This window comes from Rhodanobacter glycinis (assembly GCF_900114325.1).
GTDB lineage: Bacteria > Pseudomonadota > Gammaproteobacteria > Xanthomonadales > Rhodanobacteraceae > Rhodanobacter_A > Rhodanobacter_A glycinis.
The window spans coordinates 508,228-522,376 of sequence record NZ_FOSR01000001.1 but is presented as its reverse complement, the minus strand read 5'-3'; the positions used below and the strand labels follow the sequence as shown (position 1 = coordinate 522,376).

General features: G+C 65.7%; 6 protein-coding genes and 1 pseudogene. 2 read left to right on the top strand and 5 right to left on the bottom strand.

The genetic code is table 11. The annotated features are described in order from the left end of the window. A partial coding sequence (locus BMY90_RS02345) for a transposase (protein ID WP_139201666.1) occupies positions 1-228 on the top strand: 228 nt, incomplete at its 5' end. Positions 229-590: 362 nt separating this feature from the next. Here BMY90_RS02345 and BMY90_RS02340 read toward each other — a convergent pair. The 5 genes and pseudogenes from BMY90_RS02340 to BMY90_RS02320 form a co-directional block, all read right to left on the bottom strand. Beyond that, positions 591-872, bottom strand: a pseudogene (locus tag BMY90_RS02340) (addiction module antidote protein); the annotation flags it as partial. Positions 873-930: 58 nt separating this feature from the next. Next, positions 931-1,230 (bottom strand): type II toxin-antitoxin system RelE/ParE family toxin, encoded by a 300-nt coding sequence (locus BMY90_RS02335; RefSeq protein WP_092701004.1) that lies wholly within the window; start codon positions 1,228-1,230, stop codon positions 931-933. A gap of 77 nt (positions 1,231-1,307) precedes the next feature. Then, positions 1,308-3,077 carry an ABC transporter transmembrane domain-containing protein gene (locus BMY90_RS02330; RefSeq protein ID WP_092701001.1) on the bottom strand — a complete coding sequence of 590 codons (1,770 nt, stop codon included), beginning with the start codon at positions 3,075-3,077 and terminating at the stop codon, positions 1,308-1,310. Between the two features lie 57 nt (positions 3,078-3,134). Next, positions 3,135-4,259: an acyltransferase family protein gene (locus BMY90_RS02325; protein WP_092700999.1), complete on the bottom strand. Its 1,125-nt coding sequence runs from the start codon at positions 4,257-4,259 to the stop codon at positions 3,135-3,137. A gap of 204 nt (positions 4,260-4,463) precedes the next feature. Continuing rightward, a complete protein-coding gene (locus tag BMY90_RS02320; RefSeq protein ID WP_092700996.1) occupies positions 4,464-5,060 on the bottom strand; it encodes an IMPACT family protein in 597 nt (198 codons plus the stop codon). A gap of 248 nt (positions 5,061-5,308) precedes the next feature. On the opposite strand from BMY90_RS02320, the gene BMY90_RS02315 reads away from it, so the two are divergent. Continuing rightward, a complete protein-coding gene (locus BMY90_RS02315) occupies positions 5,309-13,963 on the top strand; it encodes a glycoside hydrolase family 94 protein (RefSeq protein WP_092700993.1) in 8,655 nt (2,884 codons plus the stop codon). Positions 13,964-14,149: the final 186 nt, after the last annotated feature.

Genomic DNA, 14,149 nt, shown 5'->3' with positions numbered 1-14,149 from the left:
AGCGCCATCGATGCGCGCAAGGCGCGCGGCAAGGGGTACGCGATGAGTCTTCAGGTACGCAAGCGCATCGAGCAGGGTTTTGGCTGGATCAAGACTGTTGGCGGGCTGGACAAGTTGCCGCTGGTATCGCTGCCCAAGGTGCGTGGTTGGGTGACGTGGACGTTTGCGGCATACAACCTGATCCGACTCGGCGGCATTGGCGAGTGGTGGAATCCATCGCCAACGTGAGCCGCGACGGGAGGCGTGCGCCCGGAACCTGGAAAAGGGTCTTCACCCAAACGGACATGCACCTGCTGCGATAGAAAAACTCTATCGCTGCAGCTTTGAAATCGACATTCTCAACAGCCTGCTAGTAACGGAGGAGTTGGGCTTGCGAACCGTGGGCGACTCATGTCACTGGATTCGTCGGCAAAAAGTATCCAGTTCACTTCCTCGGTTGATTGAGTCAAAACCACATAGAGCCTGCATGCCCTAGACGAAGGGCATGCAACGGCGCAGCGCGCTCACGTGCTGGCACGCGCCCTCGCATGACGAGGCTTGGATGCGGTTTTTGCGGTTTTTGCGAGCACGGCGCGCTTGGTTTTGAGCTTAACCGGCTTGGCGACCATGCGCACCCCAAGGGCACCCATGATCCTGGATATGGTGACGAAACCCGGTTTGGCACCGGGCCGCAGCGCCTTGTACAGGCTTTCGCGCCCGAGACCGCTATCTTCGGCCACCTTGCTCATGCTGCGCGCGCGCGCAATATCGGCGAGCGCGGACAGGAACAGGTCCGAATCGTTTTCGTCAATGACCTCGTTGAGATACGCAGCGATGACTTCGTCATTGTCGAGATACTCGGCGGCGTCGAAGGCCGAGAACTTGGTGGACATGACACACTCCTTTTCTTGGTACTGCCAGTACTTGGTGCTGCCTGACCTTCTGACACAACTAATTCGACGACGAATTTGCCGCCAGTATCTTCTTTGCTTTCTCGATGTCCTTTTGCTGGCTCGACTTATCACCGCCGTACAACAGCAGGTACACCGTGTTTCCTTTCCTGACGGCATAGACCCGGTAGCCCGGGCCATGGTCGATGCGCAGTTCGATGATACCGTCGAAGTGCTTTGCATCCCCCATGTTGCCTGCAGCAAGGCGCTTGATCCGTACCAGGATCTTGGCCTTCGCAACCTGATCTTTCAGCCCTTTGAACCATTCCCTGAATTCATCGGACTGTTGGACGGCACTCATGACTCATGATGTATCTAACTAGATACGCATGTCAATGATGTGGCTGTCCCACAGGTTGAATTCTGGCGAGCAGGTCCTCAAGCCACAAACTGCAGCCTTGCCAGCTCCGCATACAACCCACCTTCGGCCAGCAGGCTTTCGTGCGTGCCTTGCGCCACGATGCGGCCACCATCAAGTACCACGATGCGGTCGGCGCGTTGCACGGTGGCGAGGCGGTGGGCGATGACCAGGGTGGTGCGGCCTTTCTCCAACCGTTCCAGGGCTTGCTGGATGGCCGCTTCGGATTGCGCGTCGAGGGCCGAGGTGGCTTCGTCGAGCAGCAGCAGCGGGGCGTCGCGCAGGATGGCGCGGGCGATGGCGATGCGCTGGCGTTGTCCGCCGGAGAGGCGTACGCCGCGTTCGCCCATTTCGGACTGGTAGCCGTCTTCCAGCGCGCTGAGGAAATCATGGGCTTCGGCGGCGCGGGCGGCTTCGTGCACTTCCTCGTCGCTGGCGCCGTCGCGACCGAAGCGGATGTTGTCGGCGGCGCTGCCGCTGAAGATCACGGTTTCCTGCGGGACCAGCGCGATGGCGCTGCGCAGGTCGTTGAGAGTCACGGCGCGCAGGTCGATGCCGTCGACGCTGATGCTGCCGTTTTGCGGATCGTAGAAGCGCAGCAGCAGCGAGAACACGGTGCTTTTGCCGGCGCCGGAGGGTCCAACCAGTGCAACGGTTTCGCCGGGGCGCACGTTCAGGGTGAAGTCGTGCAGGGCGGCGGTGTCGGGGCGGGTGGGGTAGTGGAAGCTCACGTGATCGAAATGCAGGGCGCCGCTGAGCGGGCGCGGCAGCGCCAGCGGCTGCGCCGGCTCGATGATGTCCGGGCGCTCATCCAGCAGTTCGCTGAGGCGTTCCATTGCGCCGGCAGCGCGCAGCACGTCGCCCCACACTTCGGACAAGCCGGCCACCGAACCGGCGGCGAACACGGCGTACAGCACGAACTGGCCCAGCACGCCCGGGTCCAGCGTGCCGGCCAGCACGTGGCGGGCGCCGGCCCAGAGCACCAGGGTGATGGCGCCGAACACCAGCACGATCACTGCCATGGTCAGCAGCGCACGCATGCCGATGCGCCGACGCGCGGTGGCCAGCGCGCGCAGGATGGCGTTGCTGTAACGGGTGCTCTCGATGTTTTCGCGGGCGTAGGCCTTCACCGCGGTGGCGGCGTTGAGGGTTTCGTTGGCGATGGCCGCCGCGTCCGCGAGGCGATCCTGGCTGGCACGCGAAAGCTTCTGCACGCGGCGGCCGAAGACCAGGATCGGCAGCATCACCGCGGGAATCACCAGCGCGGTAAGCCCAGCCAGCGACGGTGCGGTCCACACCATCATGGCGCTGGCACCAAGCAGCATCACCGCGCTGCGCAACGCCACCGATATGCCGGAGCCGATCAGCGCCTGCACCACTTCGGTGTCGGCGCTGAGGCGCGACAGCAATTCGCCGACGCGGCTGCGTTCAAAGAAGCCGACGTCGAGGCGGATCACTTGCGCATACAGCGTCTGCCGCAGCGAGGCCAGTGCGCGTTCGCTGAGCAGGGTGATGCAGAAATAGCGGGCGGCAGTGGCCAGCGCGAGCACGACCGCCACGCCGAACAAGGCGATGAAGGTCTCGTTGATCACCGCCTGGCTGGAATGCCCGAAGCCCTTGTCGATGATGTAGCGGAAGGCCAGCGGTAGCACCAGCGAGGCGCCCGACGAGAGACACAGGAAAAGCAGCCAGCCGAATGCCAGTGTCTTGTGCGGTTTCAGGAACGGCCACATGCCGCGGAGGGCGCCGATGCGGCGTTTCGGTCGTTCGGCGGCGGGCTTGGTCGTCATGGGTAACCGTTTCGGGCGAATCCGGAATCAAGCTACATGGGGCTGTCGCGTGCCGATTCAATCATTCACGACGAGCGCTTCGCGCGGGGTCTCGGCCGCGGGCAAGCCTGCGCTGGCAGGTTGGTGGCGCATCAACCGCGAGCGCAGGCGCAGGAAGGGCCGTTCCACGGTGTAGTGGAGCAAGGCGCCGGTGGCGAAGATGGCGATCGCATAGGCGGCAAAAGCCGCCAGGCCATGGATGCCGGGGTGCGCAGCCAGCAGGGTTTCGACCCGGTGCATGGCCAGCTTGTGGCTGAGGTAGAGGCTGTAGGAGATCGCGGCGATCCAGCCTGCACCGGGCACGCGCCAGCGCCCGAGCCAGCCGTGCGGGCTGGCGGCAGCAGTGACAAGCAGCGCCAGCCCGAAGGACAGCAACGGATAACCGAACACATCCGCCGCAAACGACACGCGGTGCCGGAACAGCCAGATGGCCGCGCCCGTTACGACGAGGCCAGCCAGTGCGACGAGGTTGGCTTTCGCCTGCCAGGCTTTCCAGCCTGACGGGTGGTAAATCTGCAGGGTGGCCAGCACCACGCCAGCCAGCAGGCCATCCAGTCGCGACCACGTCGGAAAATAGACGCTCTTGATGAAATCCATGTCGTGCAGTGAGGCGTAGCCGCGAATCAGCATGCCGGCCGCCACGATGCCCACGCCGACGGCAATGGTCACCCGAAGCGACGGCCGCCGCGTCAGCAGCCACGCCAACCACGGGAAGACCAGGTAGAAATGCTCTTCGACGCACAGCGACCAGGCATGCGAAAACGCCTGGTTGCGCGGGTAATCGATCAGCAGGTTCACGGTGAAGGTGAGGAATTGCCAGACCGGCTGCATGCCCGGCGCTTCGCGCCACGACGGCAACCACGTGTATATCGCCAGCACCACCAGAAACACCGGCAGGATGCGGAAGGCCCGACGCAGGTAGAAGCGCCCGAAACGCAGCGGTTCGCCCCGGCTCAATGGTTCCAGCAACTGGAAACCGATCAGGTAGCCGCTGAGCACGAAGAACAGGTCCACGCCCATCCAGCCGTAGTCGGCGACGCTTTGGAACGGTCCACCCAGCCCGCCGACGATCCACGAATGGAACAGCATCACCCACACGATGGCGATGGCGCGCAGCAGGTCGAGCCCTGGCAGACGTTTCATGGATTCCCCGAATAACGGCATGCCGGGATGTGTTCCCGGCTTGGGCAGCCTGCGATGGAAAACTTGGCGGCGCGTGGCGGATTTCTGGCGATTCGATGGCACGGCTGAACTTGGATGTTTCTGTAAGGATTGCTCGGGAGGGTTTCGAAAAACCTCGCAAGTTACGTCATTCCGGCGAAGGCCGGAATGACGAGCAATCGAGGCTCACTCCAATACGCGCACTTCGCTGCGTCCGCGACTGAGATCGGTGATGCGTTGGCGCACCTCGTCCACGCGGTCCTGCGGCAACTGGAAGTGCAAGGAAACGCCGTCGGCTTCGAAATGTTCCTGCTCGATCTCGGCGCCCAGCTCCTTCAGGCGGGCCCGGAACAAGGCGTGTTCGGCAAAGTCGCAACGGGTGGCCAAGTGGGCCATCGCAATCAGCGGAACACGCTCGGCCAGTCGCAGGCATTCGGCTGCGGTGCCGCCATAAGCGCGGGCCAAGCCGCCAGCACCCAACTTGATGCCGCCATACCAGCGTGTCACCACTACCATCACATGATCCATGCCCTGGCCTTCGATGGCCTGCAGGATCGGCCGACCTGCGGTGCCGCCGGGTTCGCCATCGTCGTTGAAGCGGTAGTCCTGGCCGATGCGCCAGGCCCAGCAGTTGTGCGTGGCGGCGGGATCGGCGATCTCGCGCAGGAAGGCCAGCGCCTGCTCGGGGCTCTCTACCGGCGCGGCCTGGGCCAGGAAGCGGCTTTTGCGGATGTCCTGCGCGTGCTGGCTTGTCTGCGCCAGCGTGTGCAACGGCTCATTCATGTGAAAGACAGGGGGCGTGGCATGGCGGGGCGCAGACGGCAGGAAACATGGGACGAGGGTAAGCGATTGCCCGGCCGGATGCAGGTTCGGATGAGCAAATTGGATGGCCTTCGGGGTCGGCCTTCACGCAGCGCTTTCGCTCCGCTCGATATGAATGGGGGACGGGGCTGAATCCAGAGGCTGTCCGTGTTCCGGCAGATCCCCCCGCCGCTACCGGGTAGTGACGGCTTGCCGGACTTTCACGAGGAATGCTGCTGTTGAAGATCGGCCATCGGCTCGCCATGCTCAATTTCCACCGCCTGCGGGCCGTGTTCCGTCTGCGCTCCATGCGCAATCGGCGCCTGGAGCCCGAATCGGCGTTGCGCGCGGAATTGTTCAGTGCCGACCAGATGGACCAGCACGGCGCAGCGCTGGCCGAGCGGCACCGGATCAGCCCGCTGACGCGGTCCAATGCGCTGTTGACGCGCTTGGCCAGCAATCGCAGCGTACTGGCGCATGCGGGTGATCGTCTTACCAAGGCCATGCGCGATGGCCGTCGCATCACGCCGGCGGCGGAGTGGCTGCTCGACAACTACTACCTGATCGAGGAACAGATCCGCACTGCGCAGCGGCATCTGCCCAAGGGCTACAACCGCGAACTGCCAGTGTTGCTGAGCGGCCCGTGTGCGCACATGCCGCGGGTGTACGAGATTGCCCAGGAAACCATCGCGCATGGCGACGGCCGCGTGGACGGCGAAAGCCTGCGTCGCTTCGTGGCCTCGTACCAGACGGTGGCACCGCTGACCCTGGGCGAACTGTGGGCGATTCCGATCATGCTGCGGCTGGCGCTGATCGAAAACCTGCGCCGCGTGGCCGCGCGCGTGATGACCGACTGGGGCGACCGCCGTCTGGCCGCACGCTGGGCGACCCGCATGACCGAGATCGCCGAGCGCGATCCCAAGAGTGTGGTGCTGGCGGTGGCCGACATGGCGCGCTCGAATCCGCCGATGGTCGGTTCGTTCGTGGCCGAATTGGCGCGCCGGCTGCAGGGGCAGGGCCCGGCACTGGCATTGCCATTGACCTGGGTCGAACAGCGGCTCTCCGAATCGGGCCTGGGCGTCGAGCACCTGGTGCAGATGGAAGCGCAGCAGCAGGCAGCCGACCAGGTGTCCATCGGCAACAGCATCGGCAGCCTGCGCATGTTGTCGGCGATGGATTGGCCCACCTTTGTCGAAAACACCAGCCTGGTCGAACAGGCTTTGTGTGGTGATCCGGCCGGCGTCTATGCCCATATGGATTTCGCTACCCGTGACCATTACCGGCACGCGGTGGAACGCCTGGCCAAGCACTGCCCGCATACGGAAATCGAGGTGGCGAAGGCTGCTGTCGAACTGGCTGAAGCCGGTCGCGACGGTCCGCGTCCGGAAGCGCGCTCGCATGTCGGCTTCTATCTGGTCGATGGCGGGCTGGATGCGCTGGAACGCCGCCTTGGCGTGCGTGCGGTCGGCGCGCGAGCCTCGCGCTGGATGCTGAGCGGGCGACCGGCGCTGGTGCTGTATCTGGGGCTGATCGCCCTGTTGACGGTGCTGCTGGCGTGGCCGCTGGCCGAGGGCATGCTGATCGATGGCGAATACGGCTGGCTGCTCGCGCTGCTGGTGGTGCCTGCGGTGCTGGTAAGCAGCCAGTTGGCGATCAGCCTGGTGAACTGGATCGCCACGATCGCCACCAGTCCCAACATCCTGCCGCGGATGGATTACGCCGACGGATTGCCGCCGGCGATGCGCAGCCTGGTCGCGGTGCCGGCGTTGATCGCCAGTCCCGAAGACGTGGATGACCTGGTCGAGGCGCTGGAGGTGCGCTTCCTTGGCAACCGCGATCCCTGCCTGCATTTCGCCTTGCTCACCGACTTTACCGATGCCGACAGCGAAAGCCTGCCGCAGGACGATGCCTTGCTCGCGCTGGCGCAGCAGCGCATCGAAGCATTGAACAACATTCATGCCGCCGAGGGTGCCGATCGCTTCTTCCTGTTTCATCGACCACGTCGCTGGAACCCGCGGGCGCGCAAATGGATGGGCCGCGAGCGCAAGCGCGGCAAGCTGGCCGAGTTGAACGCGTGGCTGCGCGGCGGTGCGCATGACTGCTTCTCGCTGGTGGTGGGGCAAACCGAAGCGCTGGCCAGCGTGCGCTACGTGATCACGCTGGATGCAGACACGCAATTGCCACGCGACTCGGCCCGGCACTTCGTCGGCGCCATGGCGCACCCGCTCAATCGCCCGGTGATCGACCCGATCAGGCGTTGTGTCACGGCGGGGCACGCCATCCTGCAACCGCGCGTGGGCATTAGCCTGTCCAGCGCCACGCGCTCGTCTTACGCCCGGCTGTTCGGCAGCGACGCCGGGATCGACCCGTACACGCGCGCCGTGTCGGACGTCTACCAGGACCTGTTCGACGAGGGCTCGTTCATCGGCAAGGGCATCTACGACGTGGATGCGTTCGAGCAGGTCATCGATGGTCGCTTCCCGGACAACCACATCCTCAGTCACGACCTGGTGGAGGGCTGTTACACGCGTTCCGGCCTGATCAGCGACGTGCAGCTCTACGAGGAATACCCGGCGCGCTACGGCGATGACGTGAAACGCCGCCATCGCTGGATTCGCGGCGACTGGCAGCTGCTGCCGTGGCTGTTGCCATGGGCACCGTCGGGGCGGGGCGGTTGGCAACGCAATCCGCTGTCGGCGTTGTCGCGCTGGAAGATCCTGGACAATTTGCGGCGCAGCCTGGTGGCGCCCTCGCTGCTGGTGCTGCTGTGGTTCGGCTGGCTGGCAGCGCACACCCACCAGCCGTCGTGGACGTTTGCGGCCTTGCTGGTAGTGCTGGTACCGCTGATGCTGTCCTCCTTGCTGGAACTGTTCCAGAAACCGCGCGATGCGGTGTTCGACCAGCATCTGCGCGCGGCCTTGCGCGGGGTCGGCCAGCATGTCGCGCGCACCGTGCTGGGACTGGTGTGGCTGCCGCACGAAGCTCTATACACGCTGGACGCGGTGCTGCGCACGCTGTGGCGATTGTTGGTCAGCCGACGGCACCTGCTGCAATGGAATCCGTCGCGGCAGGTGGCGCGCAGCGGCAGCAGCCATGCAGCCCTGTGGCGGTCGATGTGGATCGGGCCGCTGCTGGCAGTGCTTGGCGTCGTGGCCATGGCGGTGCATCGCCCGGCATCGCTGGGCGTGGCGTGGCCATTCCTGTTGCTGTGGCTGGTCTCGCCATCCGTGGCGTGGTGGATCAGCCGACCGCCACGGCCACGCACCTTTGCCGCCACGCCGAAAGACCTGCGTTACCTGCGCAAGCTGGCACGCAAGACCTGGGCCTTCTTCGAGGTCCACGTCGGGCCGCAGGAAAACTGGTTGCCGCCGGACAACCGGCAGGAAACGCCCGAGCTGGTGATTGCCCATCGCACCTCGCCCACCAATATCGGTCTGGCGCTGCTGGCCAACCTGTCGGCCTGGGACCTGGGTTATGTCAGCACCGCGCGCCTGATCGATCGCACCGACGCCACGTTGCAAACCATGCAGGGTTTGCCGCGGCATCGCGGGCATTTCTACAACTGGTACGACACCCTGTCGCTGCAGCCGCTGCCGCCGCTGTATGTCTCCACCGTGGACAGCGGCAACCTCGCTGGCCATTTGCTGACACTGCGACCGGGCTTGATGGAACTGGCCGATGTGCCGCTGTTCGAACGGCGCCTGCTCGATGGCCTGGTGGACACGCTGGACATTCTCGAGGGAGCGCTGGCGGCGGTCGGTCCCGGCGTCGAGGCACTGGCCGTATTGCGCAGGGAACTGGACGCGGCGCTGGCCGAGCCCCCGGGCACGCTCGCCGCCGCCGCGGCGTGCATGGAAAAACTCCGTGACTGCGCGGATTCGGCCGCTGCAGCACTGACGGTCGAGCCGGACAGCGCGGCGGAATTCTGGTTGCAGTCGTTGTGCACGCAATGCCGGGACGCCCGCGATTACCTGCATCCGTTCGCCGGCCTGCAGTCGGACGAGGGGGGCGTGGCGATCCCGTCGCTGCGGCAGGTTGCGGAAACGGACGAGGCGCAGGCATCCATTCCCCTGCTCGAAGCACGCCGACGCGCGATCGGCCTGCTGGTGAGAATCGACCGGCTGGTGCGCCAGGCCGGCGAGCTGGCCACCATGGAATACGGATTCCTGCACGACAAGCGTCGCGACCTGCTGTCGATCGGCTACAACGTGGACGAGCGTCGCCTGGACAGCGGCTTCTACGATTTGCTGGCCTCCGAGGCACGGCTCACCAGCTTCGTGGCGATCGCGCAGGAACGCCTGCCGCAGGCCAGCTGGTTTGCGCTGGGACGGCTGCTCACCACCACCGGCGGCGAGCCGGTGCTGCTGTCGTGGACCGGCTCGATGTTCGAATACCTGATGCCGATGCTGGTGATGCCCAGCTACGAAGGCACGCTGCTCGACCAGACCTGCCAGGCAGCGGTGGCGCGGCAGATCGAATACGGCCACCAGCTTGGCCTGCCGTGGGGCGTGTCCGAATCGGGCTACAACACGATGGACGTCCATTTCAATTACCAGTATCGCGCGTTCGGCGTGCCGGGCCTGGGCCTCAAGCGCGGCCTTGGCGAGGAACTGGTGGTGGCGCCGTACGCCTCGGCGCTGGCCTTGATGGTGGCGCCCGAAGAGGCCTGCGCCAACCTGCAGCGACTATCCGATGAAGGCGTGGAAGGGCGCTTCGGCATGCACGAAGCGGTGGACTACACGCCCGCGCGCCTGCCGACCGGTCAGCATTCGGCGGTGATCCGCTCGTACATGGCGCATCACCAGGGCATGAGCCTGCTGGCGCTGGACCACGTGCTGTGTGGTCAGCCGATGCAGCGACGCTTCACCACCGATCCCGGCCTGCAGGCTACCTTGCTGCTGTTGCAGGAACGCGTGCCACGCAGCGCCGCCGAGTACCAGCACACCGCGCCATTCCCGACGCCCGAGGCGTTGTCGCGCGGTGCGGAAACCCGCCTGCGCGTGTTCGCCGATCCCAACCGGCCACGCCCGGCCGTGCAGCTGCTTTCCAATGGCCGCTACCACGTGATGGTGAGCAGCGCCGGCGGTGGCTACAGCCGCTGCAAGGGCCTGGCGGTCACCCGTTGGCAGGAAGACATCAGCCGCGATGCCGCCGGCCAGTTCTGCTACCTGCGCGACGTGCAGAGTGGCGAGTTCTGGGCCACCACGCACCAGCCGACGCGTCGCAAAACGGCATTCCACGAGGCGATCTTCTCCGATGCGCGCGCCGAGTTCCGCGTGCGCGAGCGCGAGTTCGACGCACACACGGAAATCGTGGTGTCGCCGGAGGACGACATCGAGCTGCGCCGCACGCGCATCACCAATCGCTCGCGCACGCGCCGTACCATCGAGATCACCAGTTATGCCGAAGTGGTGCTGGCCCCGGCCATGGCTGATGCGATGCACCCGGCCTTCAGCAAGTTGTTCGTGCAGACCGAGCTGGTGCGTGCGCTGCAGGCCATCGTCTGCACGCGGCGGCCGCGTTCGGCCGACGAGCAGGTGCCGTGGATGTGCCATCTGCTGGCCGTGCACAACGCCGACATCGACGAGATCTCCTACGAAACGGATCGCAATCGTTTCATCGGTCGCGGTCGATGCCTGGCCGCGCCGCAGGCGCTGGACCCGGGCGATGAACATCGCGTGCTGTCCGACAGCGAAGGGGCGGTGCTTGATCCCATCGTGGCGATCCGCTGCCGCATCACGCTGGAGCCGGAGCAGTCGGCGGTGATCGACCTGGTCACCGGGGTGGGCGATGACCGCGATGGCTGCATGCGTCTGATCGAAAAATACCGCGACCGCCACCTGGCCGACCGCGTGTTCGACCTGGCCTGGACGCACAGCCAGGTGCTGCTGCGCCAGCTCAATGCCAGTCTCGCCGACGCGCAGCTCTACGAGCACATGGCCACGTCCATTGTCTATGCCAATGCCTCGCTGCGCGCCGATGCCGGCATCCTGCGCGCGAATCGGCGCGGGCAATCCGGCTTGTGGGGGCAGTCGGTATCCGGCGATCTGCCGATCGTGCTGCTGCACATTGCCGACCAGTCGAAGATCGAGCTGGTGCGGCAGCTGGTCCAGGCGCACGCCTACTGGCGGCTGAAGGGGCTGGCGGTGGACCTGGTGATCTGGAACGAGGATCACGCCGGGTACCGGCAACAGTTGCAGGACCTGATCATGGGGCTGATCGCCTCCGGCGCCGAGGCCAGCCTGATCGACCGGCCCGGCGGCATCTACGTGCGGCCGGCGCAACAGTTGTCCGGCGAGGAACGACTGTTGATGCAGGCGGCGGCACGGCTGGTGCTGTCTGACAGCCGCGGCAGCCTGGCCGAACAGATCGAGCGGCGCCGGATGCAGTCGCTGCCGGCGCCGTTCAAGCCCAGCGAAGAGCGCACGCTTGAGCCTGCAGCGACGGGCAGCGGCAATGCGCCGACCGGCGAACTGCAGCTGGGCAATGCCTGCGGCGGGTTCAGCAAGGACGGCAGCGAATACGTGGTGACCCTGGCGCCCGGCCAGGCCACGCCGGCGCCGTGGGTGAACGTGCTGGCGAATGCGCAGTTCGGCACCGTCATTTCAGAAAGCGGCAGCGCCTATAGCTGGTCCGAGAACGCGCACGAATTCCGTTTGACGCCCTGGTACAACGACCCGGTCACCGATGCCGGCGGCGAGGCGTTCTACTTGCGCGATGAGCAGACTGGCGCGTTCTGGTCGCCCACGCCGTTGCCGTGCCGCGGCCATGGCAGCTACCGCACGCGCCACGGTTTCGGCTATAGCGTGTTCGAGCACGAGCAGGACGGCATTCGCAGCGAGCTGTGGGTGTACGTGGCGCTGGATGCGCCGGTGAAGTTTTCCGTGCTCAAGGTGCGCAACCGCTCCGGGCGTGCGCGCAAGCTCAGTGCCACCGGCTATGTCGAATGGGTGCTCGGCGACTTGCGCGAAAAGGCCGCCATGCACGTCGTTACCGGCTCGGACCCGGCCAGCGGCGCCTTGATGGCGCGCAACACATGGAATACGGAATTCCAGGGCCGCGTGGCCTTTATCGATGTCGATCACCCCGCGCGCAGCGTCACCGGCGACCGCGTCGAATTCCTCGGCCGCAATGGCAGTCTGCGCCAACCGGCAGCGATGGCGAATGCGCGGCTGTCCGGGCAACTCGGCGCCGGCATGGACCCGTGCGGTGCCGTGCAGGTGGCATTCGAGCTGGACGATGATGACGAGTACGAAGTCATTTTCCGCCTGGGCTCGGCGCATGACGCAAAGGCTGCCAGCGACCTGGTGCAACGCTTCCGTCGCCGAGGTACGGCGAGTGCGGCGCTGGACGCGGTGCGCATGCACTGGCGCTGGACCCTGGGCAAGGTGCAGGTGCATACCCCGGACCCCGCAGTCGACGTGCTGGTCAACGGCTGGCTGATGTACCAGACGATCGCCTGCCGCTTCCAGGCGCGCAGCGGTTATTACCAGTCCGGCGGCGCGATCGGTTTCCGCGACCAGTTGCAGGATGCGATGGCCATGGTCCACGCCTCGCCGTACAGCGTGCGCCAGCACCTGCTGCTGTGCGCCGCGCACCAGTTCCCGGAAGGCGACGCGCAGCACTGGTGGCACCCGCCGCTGGACCGCGGCGTGCGCACGCGCTGCTCCGATGACTACCTGTGGCTGCCACTGGCGGTGTGCCGCTACCTGGAGGTCACCGGCGACCATGCGGTACTCGACGAGCGCGTGGACTACATCGAAGGGCGGCTGCTTGGCGCCGGCGAAGAGTCCTACTACGACCTTCCCGCGCATTCGGAACTGCACGAAACGCTGTACCAGCATTGCGTGCGCGCGCTGGAACATGGTCGGTCGCGGGGTGCGCGCGGCCTGCCGCTGATGGGCAGCGGCGACTGGAACGACGGCATGAACAAGGTGGGCGAGGGCGGCCTGGGCGAGAGCATCTGGCTGGGCTTCTTCCTGCACCACGTCCTGCACCGTTTCGCGCCGGTGGCGCGCCTGCGTGGTGAGGAGGCTTTCGCCGATCAATGCGAAAGCGAAGCGGCGGCGTTGCAGGCGGCGATCCATCAACACGGCTGGGACGGCGCCTGGTATCGCCGCGCGTATTTCGACGACGGCACGCCGTTGGGCTCGGCCGCCAACGACGAGTGCCGCATCGACTCCATCGCGCAAAGCTGGTCGGTGATTTCCGGTGCCGGCGACCCGGCGCGACAACGCCAGGCGATGGAATCGCTGGATGCGCACCTGGTACGCCGCGATGCCGGGCTGGTGCAATTGCTGGACCCGCCGTTCGACAAGTCGGCTCTGGACCCCGGCTACATCAAGGGTTATGTGCCGGGCGTACGCGAAAACGGCGGCCAGTACACGCATGCGGCCACCTGGGCCGCGATGGCGTTTGCGGAGCTGGGCGACAGCGCCCGTGCCTGGGAATTGCTGCGCATGATCAACCCGGTGAACCACGGCCAGGGCGACGGCATCGATGTCTACAAGGTGGAGCCCTACGTGGTGACCGCCGACGTCTACGGCGTGCCACCGCATGTGGGGCGCGGCGGCTGGAGCTGGTATACCGGCTCGGCGGGCTGGATGTACCGGCTGATCGTCGAATCGCTGCTCGGCATGCGCGTGGAAGGCGAACGCCTGCGCTTCGTGCCGGTGCTGCCCGCCGACTGGCGTTCATTCGCGCTGGATTATCGTTACCGGGAGACGGATTACCACGTCATCGTGCAACGGGCGGACCACCCCAGCGATGAAGAACGCTACATCCTCGACGGCCAGGTGCAGGCCGAGCCTTTCCTCACGCTGGTTGACGACGGCCACGAGCATCGGGTCGAGGTGTTTTGCCACTCACCGGACGAGCTGCGGTAAACGTGGCGTGGTGTCGCACCTGCCGCGTGCATACCCGATGTTTACGTTGATCCGCGCATGCTTGGAAACCGTGTCGCCTGGCGGCATGCTGCAGCTTTTCCATCGACTCCGGAGCGAACAACGCGTCATGAAGGCCATGCGACCACGAGATTTCCGCGGCCGGTCCCGGCTGATCGAACCCACCCT